Source organism: Cryobacterium lactosi, from assembly GCF_004403945.1.
Classification (GTDB): domain Bacteria; phylum Actinomycetota; class Actinomycetes; order Actinomycetales; family Microbacteriaceae; genus Cryobacterium; species Cryobacterium lactosi.
This window is the reverse complement of the sequence record NZ_SOHM01000034.1, coordinates 86272-102060: the sequence shown is the minus strand read 5'-3', so window position 1 is coordinate 102060 and position 15789 is coordinate 86272. Positions and strand designations below refer to the sequence as shown.

Sequence of the window (15789 nt, the reverse complement as noted above, 5' to 3'; positions counted from 1 at the left end):
TCATACTAGAGGTGCCCGTCGACCACGAGCTGGAGTTCCCCGGCGACGCCGGGACGCAGGGTCAGCCCGGCCGTCGGCGCCCAGTCCAACAGGCCGTCGACAGTGTCGAAGTCCTGGCCCGTGTGCAGCAGCGCCCGGGTGAGAACGCCCTTGGCCTTCTTGTTGAAGTGGTTGAGGGCGCGGATGTGGCCGTCGCTGCTCTCGGTCACCACGCGCAGGAACCACCGGTCCGGATGCGCGGCCGCCGGCCCGAGGGACACGTAACCCTCCGACCGGAGGTCGAGCAGCAGCCCTGGCGCGGCCTCGAGCACCGCGGACACGTCCGCAGCCCAGTGCTTCTTCAGCCCCAGCCCCGGCAGCCGGGAGTCGTGCGAGAGCCTGTAGGCGGGCACGAGGTCGAGCCCGCCGACCGGGCCGAGCAGCGCGGAGTGCACCAGCAGGTGCCGGCCGGCGAAGGCGCGGGCGGCCGGCGTCAGGGTCTGGGCATCCAGTGCGTCGTAGAGCACGCCGGTGTACCGGTCGATGACCGGGGTCGTCGGCGAGGACATCAGGGCGGCGTTGCGGTCGATCTCGGCCAGCTGGGTGCGGCCGAGTTTGAGCGCCCGCACAGTGGCGTCCTGGTCGGCGGCCAGCGCCGAAAGGGCACCGGCGAGCACCCGACGGCGCTCGGTCAGGGCGGGGAAGGCCAGGGAGTCGAGCGCCAAGGGCATGAAAACGCCGCCGGAGCGTTTCGTCTCCGACGGCGGTAACAATACAAACAAGAGTGTCCTAAATGAGGCGGCGCCTACACGAGGGCGGCGCGACGGGCGACGACGGAAATGACGTCGTTGTCCACCGACAGGAAGCCGTCGTCAGCCTCGGCGACGACCTTGCTGCCGTCGACCAGGGTGATGCGAACCTCACCGCTGGAGAGGATGGCCAGCAACGGCTCGTGGCCGACGAGAATACCGATCTCGCCTTCCACCGTGCGCGCGACGACCATGGACGCCTCGCCGGACCAGACCTGCTGGTCCGCCGAGACGAGACTCACGGTAAGCGAAGCCGAAGCCATGCTTAGCCGTTCTCCTTCTGGATCTGAGCCCACTTCTCTTCGACGTCGCCGATGCCACCGACGTTGAAGAAGGCCTGCTCCGACACGTGGTCGAAGTCACCGTTGGCGATGGCCGTGAACGACTCGATGGTGTCCTTGAGCGACACCGTCGAACCCTCGACGCCCGTGAACTTCTTCGCCATGTAGGTGTTCTGCGACAGGAACTGCTGGATGCGCCGGGCGCGGGCCACGGTCACCTTGTCTTCTTCAGAGAGCTCGTCAACACCGAGGATCGCGATGATCTCCTGGAGTTCCTTGTTCTTCTGGAGGATCGCCTTGACACGAACGGCCGTGTTGTAGTGATCGGCACCCAAGTAGCGGGGGTCGAGGATACGGCTGGACGAGGTGAGCGGGTCGACGGCCGGGTACAGGCCCTTCGACGCGATCTCACGGGAGAGCTCGGTGGTGGCGTCAAGGTGCGCGAACGTGGTCGCCGGAGCCGGGTCGGTGTAGTCGTCAGCAGGCACGTAGATGGCCTGCAGCGAGGTGATCGAGTGGCCACGGGTCGACGTGATGCGCTCCTGCAGGATGCCCATCTCGTCGGCCAGGTTCGGCTGGTAACCCACGGCGGACGGCATGCGGCCCAGCAGGGTCGACACCTCCGAGCCGGCCTGGGTGAAGCGGAAGATGTTGTCGATGAAGAGCAACACGTCCTGCTTGGCGACGTCACGGAAGTACTCGGCCATGGTCAGCGCGGAGAGCGCGACGCGCAGTCGCGTTCCCGGCGGCTCGTCCATCTGGCCGAATACGAGGGCGGTCTTGTCGAAGACGCCGGCCTCTTCCATCTCGCCGATGAGGTCGTTGCCCTCACGGGTACGCTCGCCGACACCGGCGAACACCGACACACCACCGTGGTCCTGCGCAACACGCTGGATCATTTCCTGGATCAGGACGGTCTTACCGACACCGGCACCACCGAAGAGGCCGATCTTTCCACCGAGCACGTACGGCGTGAGCAGGTCGATGACCTTGATGCCGGTCTCGAACAGCTGGGTCTTGGACTCCAGCTGGTCGAAGGGCGGCGGCTTGCGGTGGATGGGCCAGCGTTCGGTGATCTCGATCTTCTCGCCGGGCTTGGCGTTGAGGACCTCGCCGATGACGTTGAAGACGCGGCCCTTGGTGACGTTGCCGACCGGAACCATGATGGGCGAGCCGGTGTCCCGGACCTCCTGACCGCGGACGAGGCCGTCGGTCGGGTTCAGGGCGATGGCGCGCACCAGGTCATCGCCGAGGTGCAGTGCGACCTCGAGGGTGATCTCGGTCGACTCGTCGCCAATGACGATGGTCGTCTTGAGCGCGTTGTACATGCCAGGGATCGAGTCGTGCGGGAACTCGATGTCCACCACGGGTCCCGTTACGCGGGCGATCCGGCCCACAGCGCCTGCCGTGTCCTCCGCGAGGACTGGCGCGATTGCGGTGTCAGTCATTGCTCTCTCTTCTCTGGGTTAGTTCTTGGCGGATGAGAGCGCGTCGGCTCCACCCACGATCTCGGAAATCTGCTGCGTGATCTCGGTCTGGCGCGCGTTGTTCGACAGGCGCGTGAAGTCCTTGATGAGCTTGTCTGCGTTGTCGCTGGCCGACTTCATGGCCTTCTGACGGCTGGCGTGCTCCGAAGCGGCCGACTGCAACATGGCGTTGAAGATGCGGCTTTCGATGTACACGGGCAGCAACGCGTCGAGCACGGTCTCAGGGTCAGGCTCGAATTCGTACAGCGGCAACGTGGAGGGGACGTCGCTGGCTTCACCCTCGACGACCTCCAGCGGCAGCAGGCGAACGACCTGGGGAACCTGGGTGACCATGCTCACGAAACGGTTGTAGACGATGTGGATCTCGTCGACGCCACCGTCATCGGCATCGCGAAGGAACGCCGACAGGAGCGCATCGCCGATTTCCTGGGCGGTGTCGAACTCCGGACGGTCGGTGCCGCCGGTCCAGGACTGCTCGGAGACACGTCGGCGGAAGCTGAAGTACGCCAGCGCCTTCCGTCCGACCAGGTAGTAGACGACGTCCTTACCCTGGCTGCGCAGCAGTTCGCTGAGCTGCTCGGCCTCCCGCAGCACCTGGGAGCTGAATGCTCCCGCGAGTCCGCGGTCGGAGGCGAAGATGACGACCGCGGCGCGGTTGATGACCTCGGGCTCCGTGGTCAGCACGTGCTCGACGTTCGAGTAGGTGGCGACCGCCGAAACCGCTTGCGTGATCGCACGCGAATACGGGGTGGAAGCCGCAACCCGCGCCTGCGCCTTCTGGATGCGCGAAGCGGAGATCAGCTCCATGGCCCGAGTGATCTTCTTGGTCGTCTGGGCAGACTTGATCTTCTGCCGGTAGACCCGAAGTTGCGCTCCCATGTGTCTCCTGTGCTTGCTTAGATATTGTGTCGATGAGTGTCAGAGCTGCGGTTCGCGCCGCCGGGCGCCGCGAACCGCAGGGCGCGGTTAGCGCTTGTGCTTGACGATCTTTTCCTGGTTGACGTCTTCTTCCTTGGTCGCGACGAACTCTTCGCGACCGACGGAGGCGAGGGGCTTGCCCTCACCGGTCTGGAATTCACGCTTGAAGGTGTCGACCGCGGTGGTCAACTCGGCGACGGTGTCGTCGCTGAGCACGTTGGTCTCTCGCAGGGTCGTGAGGATGCCGGTGGTGCGTCCGAGGAAGTCGAGCAGTTCGCGCTCGAAACGCAGGATGTCTTCGAGGGGAACCTCGTCGAGCTTGCCGTTGGTGCCGGCCCAGATCGAGACGACCTGGTCTTCGACCGGGTACGGCGAGTACTGCGGCTGCTTGAGCAGCTCGGTCAGGCGGGCGCCACGAGCAAGCTGGCGACGGCTGGCCGGGTCGAGGTCCGACGCGAACATCGAGAATGCCTCGAGCGAGCGGTACTGGGCCAGTTCGAGCTTGAGGGTACCGGAGACCTTCTTGATCGACTTGACCTGGGCGTCACCACCGACTCGGGAGACCGAGATTCCCACGTCGACAGCGGGGCGCTGGTTGGCGTTGAAGAGGTCGGACTGCAGGAAGATCTGGCCGTCGGTGATCGAGATCACGTTGGTCGGGATGTACGCGGCGACGTCGTTCGCCTTGGTCTCGATGATCGGCAGGCCGGTCATCGATCCGGCGCCGAGCTCGTCGGAGAGCTTGGCACAACGCTCGAGCAGACGGGAGTGTAGGTAGAACACGTCGCCGGGGTACGCTTCGCGTCCCGGCGGGCGACGCAGCAAGAGCGACACTGCACGGTAGGCCTCGGCCTGCTTGGACAGGTCGTCGAAGATGATGAGGACGTGCTTGCCGGCGTACATCCAGTGCTGGCCGATGGCCGAGCCGGTGTACGGGGCGAGGTACTTGAAGCCGGCCGGGTCGGAGGCTGGGGCGGCGACGATGGTCGTGTACTCCATCGCTCCTGCGTCCTCGAGGGCACCCTTCACCGAAGCGATGGTGGAGCCCTTCTGGCCGATGGCGACGTAGATGCAGCGAACCTGCTTGTTGGAGTCGCCGGACTCCCAGTTGGCCTTCTGGTTGATGATGGTGTCCACCGCGATGGCGGTCTTGCCGGTCTGGCGGTCACCGATGATCAGCTGGCGCTGGCCGCGGCCGATCGGGATCATGGCGTCGATGGCCTTGATGCCGGTCTGCATCGGCTCGTGCACGCTCTTGCGGTGCATGACGCCGGGCGCCTGCAGCTCGAGGGCACGACGGCCGTCGGTCGCGATCTCACCGAGACCGTCGATCGGGGCACCGAGGGGGTCGACAACGCGTCCCAGGTAGCCGTCGCCCACGGGAACGGAGAGGACCTCGCCGGTGCGGTACACCTCCATGCCTTCGACGATGCCGGCGAACTCGCCGAGGACGACAACACCGATCTCGTCTTCGTCAAGGTTCAGCGCGAGGCCCAGGGTGCCATCCGCGAACTTGATGAGCTCGTTGGCCATCACGCCGGGGAGACCCTGCACGTGGGCGATGCCATCGCCCGCGGTGCTGACGTAGCCGACCTCGGTCGTAGCGGCCTTGTTCGGCTCATAGGACTTCACGAAGTCCTGGAGAGCGTTACGGATCTCATCGGGGCTGATCGTTAGTTCTGCCATCATCTTCCCTTTTCTGTACAGCAGTACAGGCTTTGTCTTTTCGACACGTTACCGTCTCGAGGTTTGTGTGTTCTGGGTAACCCGGAGGTTACCCAGCAAGCTGCAGTCTCAAGTCCTTGAGACGAGTGGCGACGCTGCCGTCGATGACGTCGTCGCCGATCTGTACTTTCAGGCCACCGACGACGGATGCGTCGACGACCTCGTTGAGGGCGACGTTGCGTCCGTAACGGGTCGAGAGCGTCGCCGCGAGGCGGTCCCGCTGCCCCGGCTGCAGCGCTGCCGCCACGGTGACCGTTGCGATGATGCTGTCGGCCTGATCGGCGACGATCGTCGCCGCATCCGTGAGCAGTTCGCCGATGCGGCGGCCGCGAGGCTGCTGCACCAGGTGCCGGATGATGACCAGGGTCTGGGGAGACACCTTGCCGGCCAGGAGCGCCTGGATGAGACCGACCTTGGCTGAGGACTTACCCAGCTTGCTGGTCAGCGCCAATTCGAGTTCGGCGTCCGAGGACACCGCCGCACCGAAGAGGAACAGTTCGGATCGAATCGACACGTCCGCCTCTGCCGAGTCAGCCGTCACGCGCAACGCGAGCTCCTCGATGGCGGCCAGCAGGTCCTGCTGGCTTGACCACCGGCCGGCCGCGACCGACAGCAGCAGCTCGAGAGCGGCGGGCGTGAGCGTGGCACCGAAGACCGCGCGAACGAGCGCAACCTTGTGGGACGTTTCCGCGGACGCGTCGCTGAGTGCGGCGAGCAACTGCGAAGAGTCACCGATGACTCGGCCGGCGTCGAACAGGTTCTCACCCGTCGCCAGGTCAGCCCAGTCAGCGTGGGCGGCGAGGGCCGCCCGCGACGTGGCCAAGGCTTCTCTGGTGGCGCTTCCCATGTGTCTTAGTTCTTTCCGGCCGAAGGGGCCGTGTTCTCGGTGGCTTCGATGTCTGCGAGGAACCGCTCGACCATGGCGCTTGCACGCGCATCGTCGTTCAGGCTCTCGCCGATGACACCGGAGGCGAGGTCGATGGCCAGGCTGCCGACTTCACTGCGCAGCGACAGAACGGCGGCCTGACGTTCGGCCTCGATCTGTGCTTTCGCGGTTGCCGTGATGCGGTTGGCCTCAGAAGTGGCCTGTTCCCGCAGTTCGGCGAGGATGCGCTGACCGTCGGCACGTGCCTGCTCGCGGATCTGGCCGGCTTCGACGCGTGCGACAGCCAGCTGGGCGGTGTACTGCTCAAGAGCAGCTTCGGCCTTGCGCTGGGCGTCGTCTGCCTTGGCGATGTTCCCTTCGATGGCCTCCGCACGGTCGTCAAGGATCTGACGGAAACGCGGGATCGCGAAGCGTACAAAGAAGACCATGACAACCAGGAGGACGACAAGCGACCAGGTGATGTCGTAGATGGCAGGAAGAAACGGGTTGGTTTCCGCTTCCGCTGCGAGAACAAGCTCAGGCATTGTGGTAATCCCTAGACGAAGATGAAGAATACGGCAACACCGATGAACGCGAGGAGCTCGGTGAACGCGATGCCGAGGAACATGGTGACCTGGAGACGGCCGGCGAGCTCAGGCTGGCGAGCCATGGCTTCAACGGTCTTTCCGGCGACGATACCGATGCCGATGCCCGGGCCGATCGCGGCGAGGCCGTAACCGACGGTCGCAATGTTGCCGGTGATCTCGGCGAGGATGGTGGGTTCCACTAGGTGTTTCCTTTCAATCGAAAAACGACGTCGGTCGACGTAGCCAGTTCAGTTGTGTCAGTGCTCTTCAGCCACGGCTTGTTGCACGTACACGGCGGTCAGAAGGGTGAAGATGTACGCCTGGAGGATGTAGACGGCGAATTCAACGAAGGTGAAGATGAACCCGAACGCGAGTGTTCCCACGCCGAAGAGTCCGACCCATCCACCGGCGGTGAAGAAGAAGAAGTTCGTGGCGCTGAAACACAGCACGAGCAAGAGGTGCCCGACCATCATATTGAGCAGGAGTCGCAGGGCGAGCGAGAGCGGCCGCACGATGAAGATGTTGATGAACTCGATCGGCGCGAGCAGGATGTAGATCGGCCACGGCACACCGGCGGGGAAGAGCGAGTTCTTGAAGAACTTGCCCGGGCCCAGCGCCTTGATGCCGGCGTAGATGAACACGACGTAGGCGACGAGGCCGAGCAGAAGCGGCATCGCGATGATCGATGTTCCCGAGATGTTCATGAACGGCACCACACCGGTGATGTTCATGGCCAGGATGCCGAAGAAGAGCCCGGCGAGCAGCGGCAGGTAGCGACGGCCCATTTCCTTGCCCAGGATCTGGTCGGCGATCTGGACCTGCACGAAACCGAGCGCCAGTTCGGCGATGCTCTGGTTACGGCCGGGAACCCGGGACGGCTTCCGAAGAGCGATCCAGAAGAGGAGCAGCATGAGGCCGATGGCCACGAGGCGCACCAGGATGATTCGGTTGATCTCGAACGGCGTGCCTTCGAAGAAAAGCGCGGGGAGTCCAAGGAACTCACTGATTCCAGGAGCGTGGAACTCGCCTTCCTCGGAAGCCATCGAAATCAGCAAGTTCGCAGCGGTAAGCAACAGCGCAATCTCCTGTTTCTGTGCGGACGCACAAAGGCGACAGTGGGGGAATATCGGTCAGCGGCTCGGGGGCGCACACTGCCACCTGAGAGTGTTTTCACTTTATCAACAATCGTTCGCTGTGACTAATCGAGATCACCGCGCCGTCAGGGCGTGGTGTCGTCAGTTTCGCTCGGCAGGGAGACATTGCTCGCGTAACCCAAACGGGAGCGGAAAACGACGATCACGTCGATGAGCATGGTGCCCACCGCCCCGGCGATCACGGTGAGGAAGAGCACCATGGTCTGCACGAAGGGCGCATCCCGGAGCAGCGCCAGGATCACAATGAAGACCACGATCTTCAGCAGCCAGGCACCCATCACGATTCCGAAGAACGCGGCGATGTCGAAGCGCATGGCACCGATGATGCTGCCGGCTGTGATCGAGGCGAACAGCACCGCCAGGAGTGTTCCGATGAGCGCGCTGATGAGGCCGTTCGTGCCGGCGAACAGGTAACCGAGCCCACCGCCGATGACGGCGATCGCGATCGCCAGCAGGCCGGTGTACTTGAGCACCTCGGTGAGGATCTTCTTGGCGTCCACGGGGACGATCCGGGGCCCGGTCGTGGGCACGTCGGGGGAAACAGGGGCGGGGGTCATACGGGCTCCTTGGCGTCAGACGCCTCGTCGAGGGGATCAAGCCGGGCAATGGTCGGGAGGCCGATGGCGCCGGTCGCGGGCGCGAGCTGGCTGGCGGCCTCGATGGCCTTGCGGCGGCTCAGCGGGGCGAGGGTCACGACTGTGCAGATGACCAGGGCGCTCACCAGGAAGAAGGTGGCCCACCAGGTGGGCAGCCCGAAGAACACCGGCAGCACGTAGTAGAGCAGGCAGCCGACCGACGCGGCGGCGGTCCAGCCATAGAAGATCAGCACGGCGTGCAGGTGGGAGTGCCCCATGTCCAACAATCGGTGGTGCAGATGCTTGCGGTCGGCGCTGAACGGTGACTTTCCGGCTCGCACCCGCCGGAACACCGCCAGGCCGAAGTCGAGAAGCGGGATGATCAGGATCGCCACCGGCAGGATCAGCGGGATGAAGGCCGGGAACAGCTGGGACCGGTTGACCGCCGTCGGGTCGACCTGACCGGTGATCGCGATGGCCGACGTGGCCATCAGGAGGCCGACCAGGAGGGCGCCGGCGTCACCCATGAACATCTTGGCGGGGTGCCAGTTCACCGGCAGGAAGCCCACGCAGGCGCCGACGAGGATTGCGGCGATGAGCGAGGCGAGGTTGAAGTAATTGGTGGGTGACGTGTCGCGCACCAAGAGGTAGCTGTAGATGAAGAACACACCGTTGGCGATCAGGGCGACCCCGGCCACCAGGCCGTCCAGGCCGTCGATGAAGTTGATCATGTTCATCACGATGACGATGGCCATGACCGTGATCACGACCGACATCCAGGACGATCCCACGGTGAGTCCACCGATGGGCAGCGAGAAGATCTGCACGCCCTGCCAGGCCACCAGCCCCGCGGCGATGAACTGGCCCAGCAGTTTGGTCATCCAGTCGAGGTCCCAGATGTCGTCGGCCACACCGAGCAGCACGATCAGCAGGGCGGCGCCGAGGATGGCCATGATCTGGTGCGGGTCGGCGAAGATCAACCGCAGGGGGGCGAACTGGGAGGCCACCAGGTAGGACACCCCGAAGGCCACCAGGATGCCGAAGAACATTGCGATGCCGCCCAGCCGGGGCGTGGGCCTGGTGTGCACATCGCGTTCGCGGATCTTGGGGTAGAGCCGGTACTTGTGGGTCAGCTTGAGCACGACGATCGACATGAGGAAAGTCACGACCGCCGACACGAGCGCCAAGAGGACAAAAAGAGTCATTACTCGGCCACCGGTGCAAGCGCGTCGCCGATGACGGCCTCGATGGCGGCCCGGGAGATCACACCGTTCCGCACGATCACGAGTTTGCCGCCGTTGGTGTCGAACCCCGTCGCATCCACGATTGTGGAGGAGGTGTCTCCGGCGCGGTCGCCGATCGGTTCGTAGTCCAGTCCGGCCACTCCGCCGTCGAGGTAGACCGCGACGCTCACGCCGAGCATCTCTTCGGCGCCGATGACGTCGATGGCGGAGGGCAGGCCGCTGGTGTTTGCGCTCGAGACGGCGAGAGGGCCGGTCTCGGCCAGCAGGTCAAGGGCCACCTGGTTGCGGGGCATCCGCAGCGCGACGGTGCCGCGGGTGTCGCCGAGGTCCCAGACCAGGGACGGCTGCGCGGTGAGCACCACCGTGAGGCCGCCGGGCCAGAATTCGGCGACGAGGGCGCGCACGGGCTCCGGCACATCCTGGGCGAGCGCATCGAGGGTGGGGATCCCCGGGATGAGCACGGGTGGCGGCGAGGTGCGGTCGCGGCCCTTGGCATCCAGAAGCCGCTGCACGGCCTCGGGGTTGAACGCGTCCGCGGCCACGCCGTAGACGGTGTCGGTGGGGATGACAACGAGCGCGCCGCGGCCTATCGCCGAGCGTGCCAGTCGCATGCCGGTCGAGCGTTCCTCGTCGACCGAGCAATCATAGATACGTGTCATCGGGCACGATTCTAGTGCAGCCCGCCTGTGAGGCCCCGGCGACCACGGCCCGCGAACTGTGAGCTAAGCCCCTGAAAACGCGCGTTTTCGGTGCTTTTCTCTCAGTTCGCGGAAGGGGCGAGGGTTTTCTCCATCACGATCTTGGTGGGCTCGTAGTCGAGGGATGCGTACAGGGCGCGGGCCACGGCGTTGCGGGCGAAGACGTTCAGGGTGAGTTTGGCGGCGCCCAGTCGGGCGGCTTCGGCCTCGGCGAGCAACATCGCCAGGCGGCCGTGACCGCGGCCCCTGAACTCTTCGAACACCACGATGTCGAGGATCCACCAGTTGGTGGGATCGTCGGCCGGACCAGCGGAGAGCCAGAGCACACCGACATGCTCGTCGGCGACCCTGATCGAATAGACGCGCTGCCCGGGAGCGGGGCGGCCCTGCGGGAACTCGCGCCGGGTGGCTTCGGCGGCCTTGTTCTCGGCGGCGGCCCGGCTGAGCCCGGCGGCCTCGAGGTCGTCGGTATAGTCGGCGACGCTGGACACCAGCCACGCGGCGAGTTCGGTCTCTCCGAGCGGGCGGAGTCCGGCGGTCACGGGCGCAGCGCCGTTGTGGTGCGGTCGCGGGTGGTCAGGTCGCGGTGGGTGGCGGTCGCCCGCCAGCCGTCGGCGTCGAGCAGCGCGCGGATCTCGGCCCCCTGCAGCTCGCCGTGCTCGATCGCGAGCACTCCCCCGGCGCGCAGCAGGCGCAGGCCCGTCTGCGAGACCAGCCGCACCACGTCGAGGCCGTCCGGTCCGCCGTACAGGGCGTGGGCGGGGTCGAACAGGCGCACCTCGGGGTCGCGCGGGATGGCGTCTGCCGGGATATAGGGCGGGTTCGAGACCACCACGGCCACGGTGCCGTCGAGTTCGGGGAACGCGTCGGCCAGGTCGGCGAACACCAGGGTGGCGTTCTCGGCGCCCACTTCGGCGAAGTTGCGGCTGGTCCAGGGGAAGGCATCCGGGGAGTTCTCGCAGGCGAACACCCTGGCGTGCGGCACCTCGGTGGCCAGGGCCAGGGCGATGGCGCCGCTACCGGTGCCCAAGTCAACGCCGACGGGTTCGGGGTCGGCCATCGAGCGCAGGGCGTCGATGGCGATCTGGGCGACGCCTTCGGTTTCGGGGCGCGGCACGAAGACGCCGGGGCCCACGTTCAGCTCCATGGACCGGAACGGCGCCCGGCCGGTGATGTGCTGCAGGGGTTCACGCCTGGCCCGGCGCTCGACGAGGGCGGCGATGGCGGCCGCGTCGGTCTCGGTCAGCGTGGTGCCCATGATCGCGGCGGCCTGCACCTGGCCCCTGCTCTGACCGAGGACGTGCCCGATCAGGAGGTCGGCATCCACCTCGGCGTCGTCGATGCCGGCCCGGGCGAGGGTGGCGGCCGCATAGGCCCGAGCCCGGTCGACAGTGGTCGGCGTTGGAGAAGACGGAGCTGGGTTGTTGCTGGGAGCTGTCACAAAGAGAAATCTTACGCACCTCCCTGAGTATCGTCGGGGCTCTAGGCTGAACGAGGTCGGCTGTAGAGCACCCCGTTACGGCGTCACCCACCCGGCGGCTCGTCCGCAGAAACACAAGGCTCCCTGGTGAGCCCTCAGGAAAGGTCTATCGATGTCCGCACGGATCTACTCAGACATTACCGAAACCGTCGGCGGTACCCCGCTGGTGAAACTGAACCGGCTGCCCGGCACCTCCAGCGCGACGGTGCTGGCCAAGCTCGAGTTCTACAACCCGTCCAGCAGCGTCAAGGACCGCATCGGCATCGCCATCGTGGATGCCGCCGAGGCGTCGGGCGAGCTCAAGCCCGGCGGCACCATCGTCGAAGGCACCAGCGGCAACACCGGCATCGCCCTGGCCATGGTCGGCGCCGCCCGTGGTTACAAGGTGATCCTGGCAATGCCGGAGACCATGAGCAAGGAGCGCAAGATCCTGCTGCGTGCGTACGGCGCGGAGCTCGTGCTGACCCCGGGTTCCGCCGGCATGCGCGGCGCGGTCGAACAGGCTCAGGAGATCGTCGCGGCCACACCGGGCGCGATCTGGGCGCGCCAGTTCGACAACCCGGCCAACCCCGCGATCCACAAGGCCACCACCGGGGTGGAGATCTGGGACGACACCGATGGCGCCGTGGACCTGCTTGTGGCCGGCATCGGCACCGGCGGCACCATCACCGGCACCGGCCAGCTGCTCAAGGAGCGGAAGCCGTCCGTGCGCGTCATCGGCGTTGAGCCCAAGGACTCCCCCATCCTCAACGGCGGCGCGCCTGGCCCGCACAAGATCCAGGGCATCGGCGCCAACTTCGTGCCGAGCGTGCTGGACACCCACGTCTACGACGAGGTCACCGACGTGACCCTCGCCGACTCGGTTGCCACGGCCCGCGCACTGGCCACCGAAGAGGGCATTCTCGCCGGCATCTCCGGCGGCGCCGCGGTCTGGGCCGCCCTGGAGCAGGCCAAACTGCCCGAGAACGCCGGCAAGACCATCGTCGTGATCGTGCCCGGCTTCGGCGAACGGTACATCAGCACCGTGCTCTACGAAGATCTCGTCTAGGGTGCCCGGCATGGGAGTGTTCGCACGCGTTCGCGAGGACATCGCGATGGCGCAGAGGCACGACCCTGCCGCGCACAGCAAGGCGGAGGTCGTGCTCGCCTACAGCGGCGTGCACGCAGTGTGGGCCTACCGTGTCACGCACCGGCTGTGGCTGGTAGGCCTGCGCCTGCCGGCCCGGCTGCTCTCGCAGTTCACCAGGTTCCTCACCGGTGTGGAGATCCACCCCGGCGCCACCATCGGCCGGCGCCTGTTCATCGACCACGGCATGGGCGTGGTGATCGGCGAGACCGCCGTGGTCGGCGACGACGTGATGCTCTACCACGGGGTCACTCTGGGCGGGAAGAGCCGGCACGGCAACGTGCCAGGCACCCGGCGCCACCCCCACCTGCTCGACGGCGTCACCGTGGGCGCCGGCGCCAAGATCCTCGGTCCCATCACGCTGGGCGAGTGGAGCACCGTGGGCGCCAATGCCGTCGTCACCAAGGATGCCCCGGCCCGGTCGATCCTGCTCGGAATCCCCGCCCGCGCTCAGCCGGGCACGGCCGAGGAGATCAAGGCGGCGCGCTGCCTGCTCAAATCCGACAGCCGAACCGGGTAGACCGGCGTTTTCTGCGAGAGAGCGCATCATCGACGATGCTCACTCGCAGGATCTTCGACCGCGGCAATTCGCTGTAACACCGGCAACAAACCGTTTGATTGTTGGCAGAATAGTTGTCATGACAACCTCAACCGCCGCCGAAACCGCTGCCCCGTCGCTCCCGATCCTCGACCTGTCTCGTCTGGATGCCGGGCCGGAGGACGCCGAGGCCTTCCGTGCCCAGTTGCGAGAGGTGACCCACGAATACGGCTTCTTCTACCTCACCGGGCACGGTGTGCCCGCCGACCTGATCGAGCGGGTGATGGCCACCTCGCGGGCCTTCTTCAACCTGCCAGAGGCCGACAAGATGGCCATCGAGAACCTCAAGAGCCCGCACTTTCGCGGCTACACCCGGGTGGGCGGCGAGCTCACCCAGGGCAAGGTGGACTGGCGCGAGCAGATCGACATCGGTCCGGAACGCCCCGCCCTTGACCTCACCCCGGAGAGCGCGGACTACCTGCGCCTCGAGGGCCCCAACCAGTGGCCGGTGAACCTGCCCGCGTTGGAAGAGGTGATGACCTCCTGGCGTGAGGAGCTCAACAACGTCGCCCTCCGCCTGATGCAAGCCTGGGCCCTGTCGCTCGGCGCCGACCAGCACGTCTTCGACGCTGCGTTCGCCGAGAAGCCGTCGACCCTGATCAAGATCGTGCGCTACCCCGGCAAGTCAGACCCCACGCCCAAGCAGGGCGTCGGCGCACACAAGGACTCCGGTGTGCTCACGCTGCTGTTCGTCGAGCCCGGCAAGGGCGGCCTCCAGGTGGAGAAGGACGGCGAGTGGATCGATGCTCCCCCGCTCGACGGCGCCTTCGTGGTGAACATCGGTGAACTTCTCGAAGTGGCCACGGATGGTTACCTCAAGGCCACCGTGCACCGAGTGATCTCCCCGCTGATCGGCACCGACCGCATCTCGATCCCGTTCTTCTACAGCCCAGCACTGGATGCCACCATCCCGGTGCTCACGCTGCCGGACGAACTGGATGCCCCCGGCATCACCGTGGACCTGGAGAACCCGATCTTCACCACCTACGGCGAGAACTCGCTCAAGAGCCGGATGCGCGCGCACCCGGACGTGGCAGCCATCCACCACGCCGACCTGCTCAAGTAGCCCTCAGCCTGCGGGTGCGGGGGCGTCGATCGCGAGCTTGATGCCCACCGCGCCCAGCAGGGTGCCGGTGATCCAGCGCTGCACGACCAGCCAGGTGGGCCGGCTGCGCAGGAACACGGCGATACCGCCGGCGGCCAGCACGATCGCGGCGTTCACGAGCATGCTCACGGTGATCTGCACCCCGCCCAGGATGAAGCCCTGCAGCATCACGTTGCCGGTCGCCGGGGTCACGAACTGCGGGATCAACGCCAGGTACATGATCGCGGCCTTGGGGTTGAGCAGGTTGGTCACCAATCCCATGCGGAACAGCTTCGCCCGGGAATCCCCCGGCAAGTCCCTGGCTTCGAACAGCGACAGTCCGCCGGGCTTGAGGGTCTTCCAGGCCAGGTAGAGCAGATAGGCCGCACCGGCGATCTTGACAGCCGTGTAGAGCCAGGGCACCAGCAGGAACACCGCGGCGAGCCCCACATTGGCCATGGTCATGTACACCAGGAAGCCCACCAGGGTGCCCGCCAGTGAGACCATGCCGGCGCGCCAGCCCTGCCCGATGCTGCGGGAGACCAGGTAGATCATGTTGGGGCCGGGGGTGAGCACCATGCCCAGGGCGACGAGGGCCATGCCGATGACGGCGGGAAGAGTGACCATTCTCAGTGCAGCTCCTTCGCGAGCCAGTGCTCGGCATAGGGTTCGGTGTTGAACGGGTCGACCTCCAGGTAGCCCGAGCGGGCGTACAGCCGGCGGGCCTCGACGAGGTCGCTGCGCACGGTGAGCCTCAACCGGGTGATGCCGGCGTCTGCCGCGAGTGCCTCGAGGTGGGCCAGCAGCCCGGTACCGGCGCCGGTCCCCCGGGCTCCAGCGGCCACGTAGACACGAGTCAGCTCGCCGAGCCTTGCGCCGACGAAGCGCACCCCGCCGCACGCCACGGGCTCGTCGTCCAGCATCCCGACCACGAGCACGCCGGTGTCACCCTGCAGGTCGTCGCTCGGCTCATCCGCCATCGCGGAGTCGACCTCGGCGGGCCAGGCGGCCCGGCCCCAGTACCGGCCGACGATGTCGTCATAGTAGGCCCGCAACACGACGGCTGCGGCGGGCGAGCCCGGGTCGGTGGTGACAAAGGTGAGCCCGGGCATGGTTGAAATCCTAGCGGCACAGAAAAAGGCGCCCCGGCCGAAGCCGGAGCGCCTTCTCAGGTGGAGC

General features: G+C 66.2%; 19 protein-coding genes. 3 read left to right on the top strand and 16 right to left on the bottom strand.

The features are described 5' to 3' along the window. Window positions 1–5: 5 nt before the first annotated feature. The 14 genes from E3T61_RS16920 to prmC all read right to left on the bottom strand — a co-directional run bounded on the left by E3T61_RS16920 (window position 6) and on the right by prmC (window position 11763). Window positions 6–752: a YaaA family protein gene (locus E3T61_RS16920; RefSeq protein ID WP_338145539.1), complete on the bottom strand. Its 747-nt coding sequence runs from the start codon at window positions 750–752 to the stop codon at window positions 6–8. 32 nt (window positions 753–784) lie between these two features. Next, entirely contained in the window at window positions 785–1051 is a 267-nt protein-coding gene (locus E3T61_RS16915) for a F0F1 ATP synthase subunit epsilon (RefSeq protein ID WP_134642021.1), read from the bottom strand. A gap of 2 nt (window positions 1052–1053) precedes the next feature. Next, the gene (atpD, locus tag E3T61_RS16910; RefSeq protein WP_066593686.1) at window positions 1054–2517 is read right to left on the bottom strand and encodes a F0F1 ATP synthase subunit beta; all 1464 of its coding nucleotides are present in this window, start codon (window positions 2515–2517) and stop codon (window positions 1054–1056) included. 18 nt (window positions 2518–2535) lie between these two features. Next, entirely contained in the window at window positions 2536–3435 is a 900-nt protein-coding gene (locus E3T61_RS16905; protein ID WP_134642020.1) for a F0F1 ATP synthase subunit gamma, read from the bottom strand. Between the two features lie 87 nt (window positions 3436–3522). Beyond that, window positions 3523–5160 carry a F0F1 ATP synthase subunit alpha gene (atpA, locus tag E3T61_RS16900; RefSeq protein WP_134642019.1) on the bottom strand — a complete coding sequence of 546 codons (1638 nt, stop codon included), beginning with the start codon at window positions 5158–5160 and terminating at the stop codon, window positions 3523–3525. Between the two features lie 88 nt (window positions 5161–5248). Next, complete coding sequence (locus E3T61_RS16895; RefSeq protein WP_134642018.1) at window positions 5249–6046, bottom strand: F0F1 ATP synthase subunit delta; 798 nt, start codon at window positions 6044–6046, stop codon at window positions 5249–5251. Between the two features lie 5 nt (window positions 6047–6051). Further along, a complete protein-coding gene (locus E3T61_RS16890) occupies window positions 6052–6609 on the bottom strand; it encodes a F0F1 ATP synthase subunit B (RefSeq protein WP_134642017.1) in 558 nt (185 codons plus the stop codon). An 11-nt stretch (window positions 6610–6620) separates the two neighbouring features. Beyond that, window positions 6621–6851 (bottom strand): ATP synthase F0 subunit C, encoded by a 231-nt coding sequence (gene atpE / locus E3T61_RS16885; protein WP_088455448.1) that lies wholly within the window; start codon window positions 6849–6851, stop codon window positions 6621–6623. Window positions 6852–6908: 57 nt separating this feature from the next. Continuing rightward, the gene (gene atpB, locus E3T61_RS16880) at window positions 6909–7694 is read right to left on the bottom strand and encodes a F0F1 ATP synthase subunit A (protein WP_134642016.1); all 786 of its coding nucleotides are present in this window, start codon (window positions 7692–7694) and stop codon (window positions 6909–6911) included. A gap of 176 nt (window positions 7695–7870) precedes the next feature. Then, window positions 7871–8362 (bottom strand): Cg1360 family ATP-synthase-associated protein, encoded by a 492-nt coding sequence (locus tag E3T61_RS16875; protein ID WP_241992641.1) that lies wholly within the window; start codon window positions 8360–8362, stop codon window positions 7871–7873. Beyond that, window positions 8359–9585, bottom strand: a complete 1227-nt coding sequence (locus E3T61_RS16870; RefSeq protein ID WP_134642015.1) for an MraY family glycosyltransferase — start codon at window positions 9583–9585, stop codon at window positions 8359–8361. The genes E3T61_RS16875 and E3T61_RS16870 overlap by 4 nt, the downstream gene beginning before the upstream one ends. Further along, window positions 9585–10283 (bottom strand): L-threonylcarbamoyladenylate synthase, encoded by a 699-nt coding sequence (locus E3T61_RS16865; protein WP_134642014.1) that lies wholly within the window; start codon window positions 10281–10283, stop codon window positions 9585–9587. The genes E3T61_RS16870 and E3T61_RS16865 overlap by 1 nt, the downstream gene beginning before the upstream one ends. Before the next feature lie 101 nt (window positions 10284–10384). Further along, on the bottom strand, window positions 10385–10864 hold the full coding sequence (locus E3T61_RS16860) for a GNAT family N-acetyltransferase (protein ID WP_166793284.1): 480 nt from the start codon (window positions 10862–10864) through the stop codon (window positions 10385–10387). Further along, the gene (prmC, locus tag E3T61_RS16855) at window positions 10861–11763 is read right to left on the bottom strand and encodes a peptide chain release factor N(5)-glutamine methyltransferase (RefSeq protein ID WP_134642012.1); all 903 of its coding nucleotides are present in this window, start codon (window positions 11761–11763) and stop codon (window positions 10861–10863) included. The genes E3T61_RS16860 and prmC overlap by 4 nt, the downstream gene beginning before the upstream one ends. A 151-nt stretch (window positions 11764–11914) precedes the next feature. Here prmC and cysK point away from each other — a divergent pair, with 151 nt between their 5' ends. The 3 genes from cysK (at window position 11915) to E3T61_RS16840 (ending at window position 14592) form a co-directional block, all read left to right on the top strand. Then, window positions 11915–12850 carry a cysteine synthase A gene (cysK, locus tag E3T61_RS16850; protein WP_134642011.1) on the top strand — a complete coding sequence of 312 codons (936 nt, stop codon included), beginning with the start codon at window positions 11915–11917 and terminating at the stop codon, window positions 12848–12850. Between the two features lie 10 nt (window positions 12851–12860). Then, the gene (epsC, locus tag E3T61_RS16845; RefSeq protein WP_134642010.1) at window positions 12861–13448 is read left to right on the top strand and encodes a serine O-acetyltransferase EpsC; all 588 of its coding nucleotides are present in this window, start codon (window positions 12861–12863) and stop codon (window positions 13446–13448) included. A gap of 118 nt (window positions 13449–13566) precedes the next feature. Beyond that, window positions 13567–14592, top strand: coding sequence for an isopenicillin N synthase family dioxygenase (locus tag E3T61_RS16840; protein ID WP_134642009.1), 1026 nt, complete (start codon window positions 13567–13569; stop codon window positions 14590–14592). 3 nt (window positions 14593–14595) lie between these two features. On the opposite strand, the gene E3T61_RS16835 is transcribed toward E3T61_RS16840, so the two are convergent. Both E3T61_RS16835 and E3T61_RS16830 read right to left on the bottom strand, forming a co-directional pair. Then, window positions 14596–15237, bottom strand: coding sequence for a LysE family translocator (locus E3T61_RS16835; RefSeq protein ID WP_134642008.1), 642 nt, complete (start codon window positions 15235–15237; stop codon window positions 14596–14598). 2 nt (window positions 15238–15239) lie between these two features. After that, entirely contained in the window at window positions 15240–15722 is a 483-nt protein-coding gene (locus E3T61_RS16830; RefSeq protein WP_134642007.1) for a GNAT family N-acetyltransferase, read from the bottom strand. Between the last annotated feature and the right edge of the window lie 67 nt (window positions 15723–15789).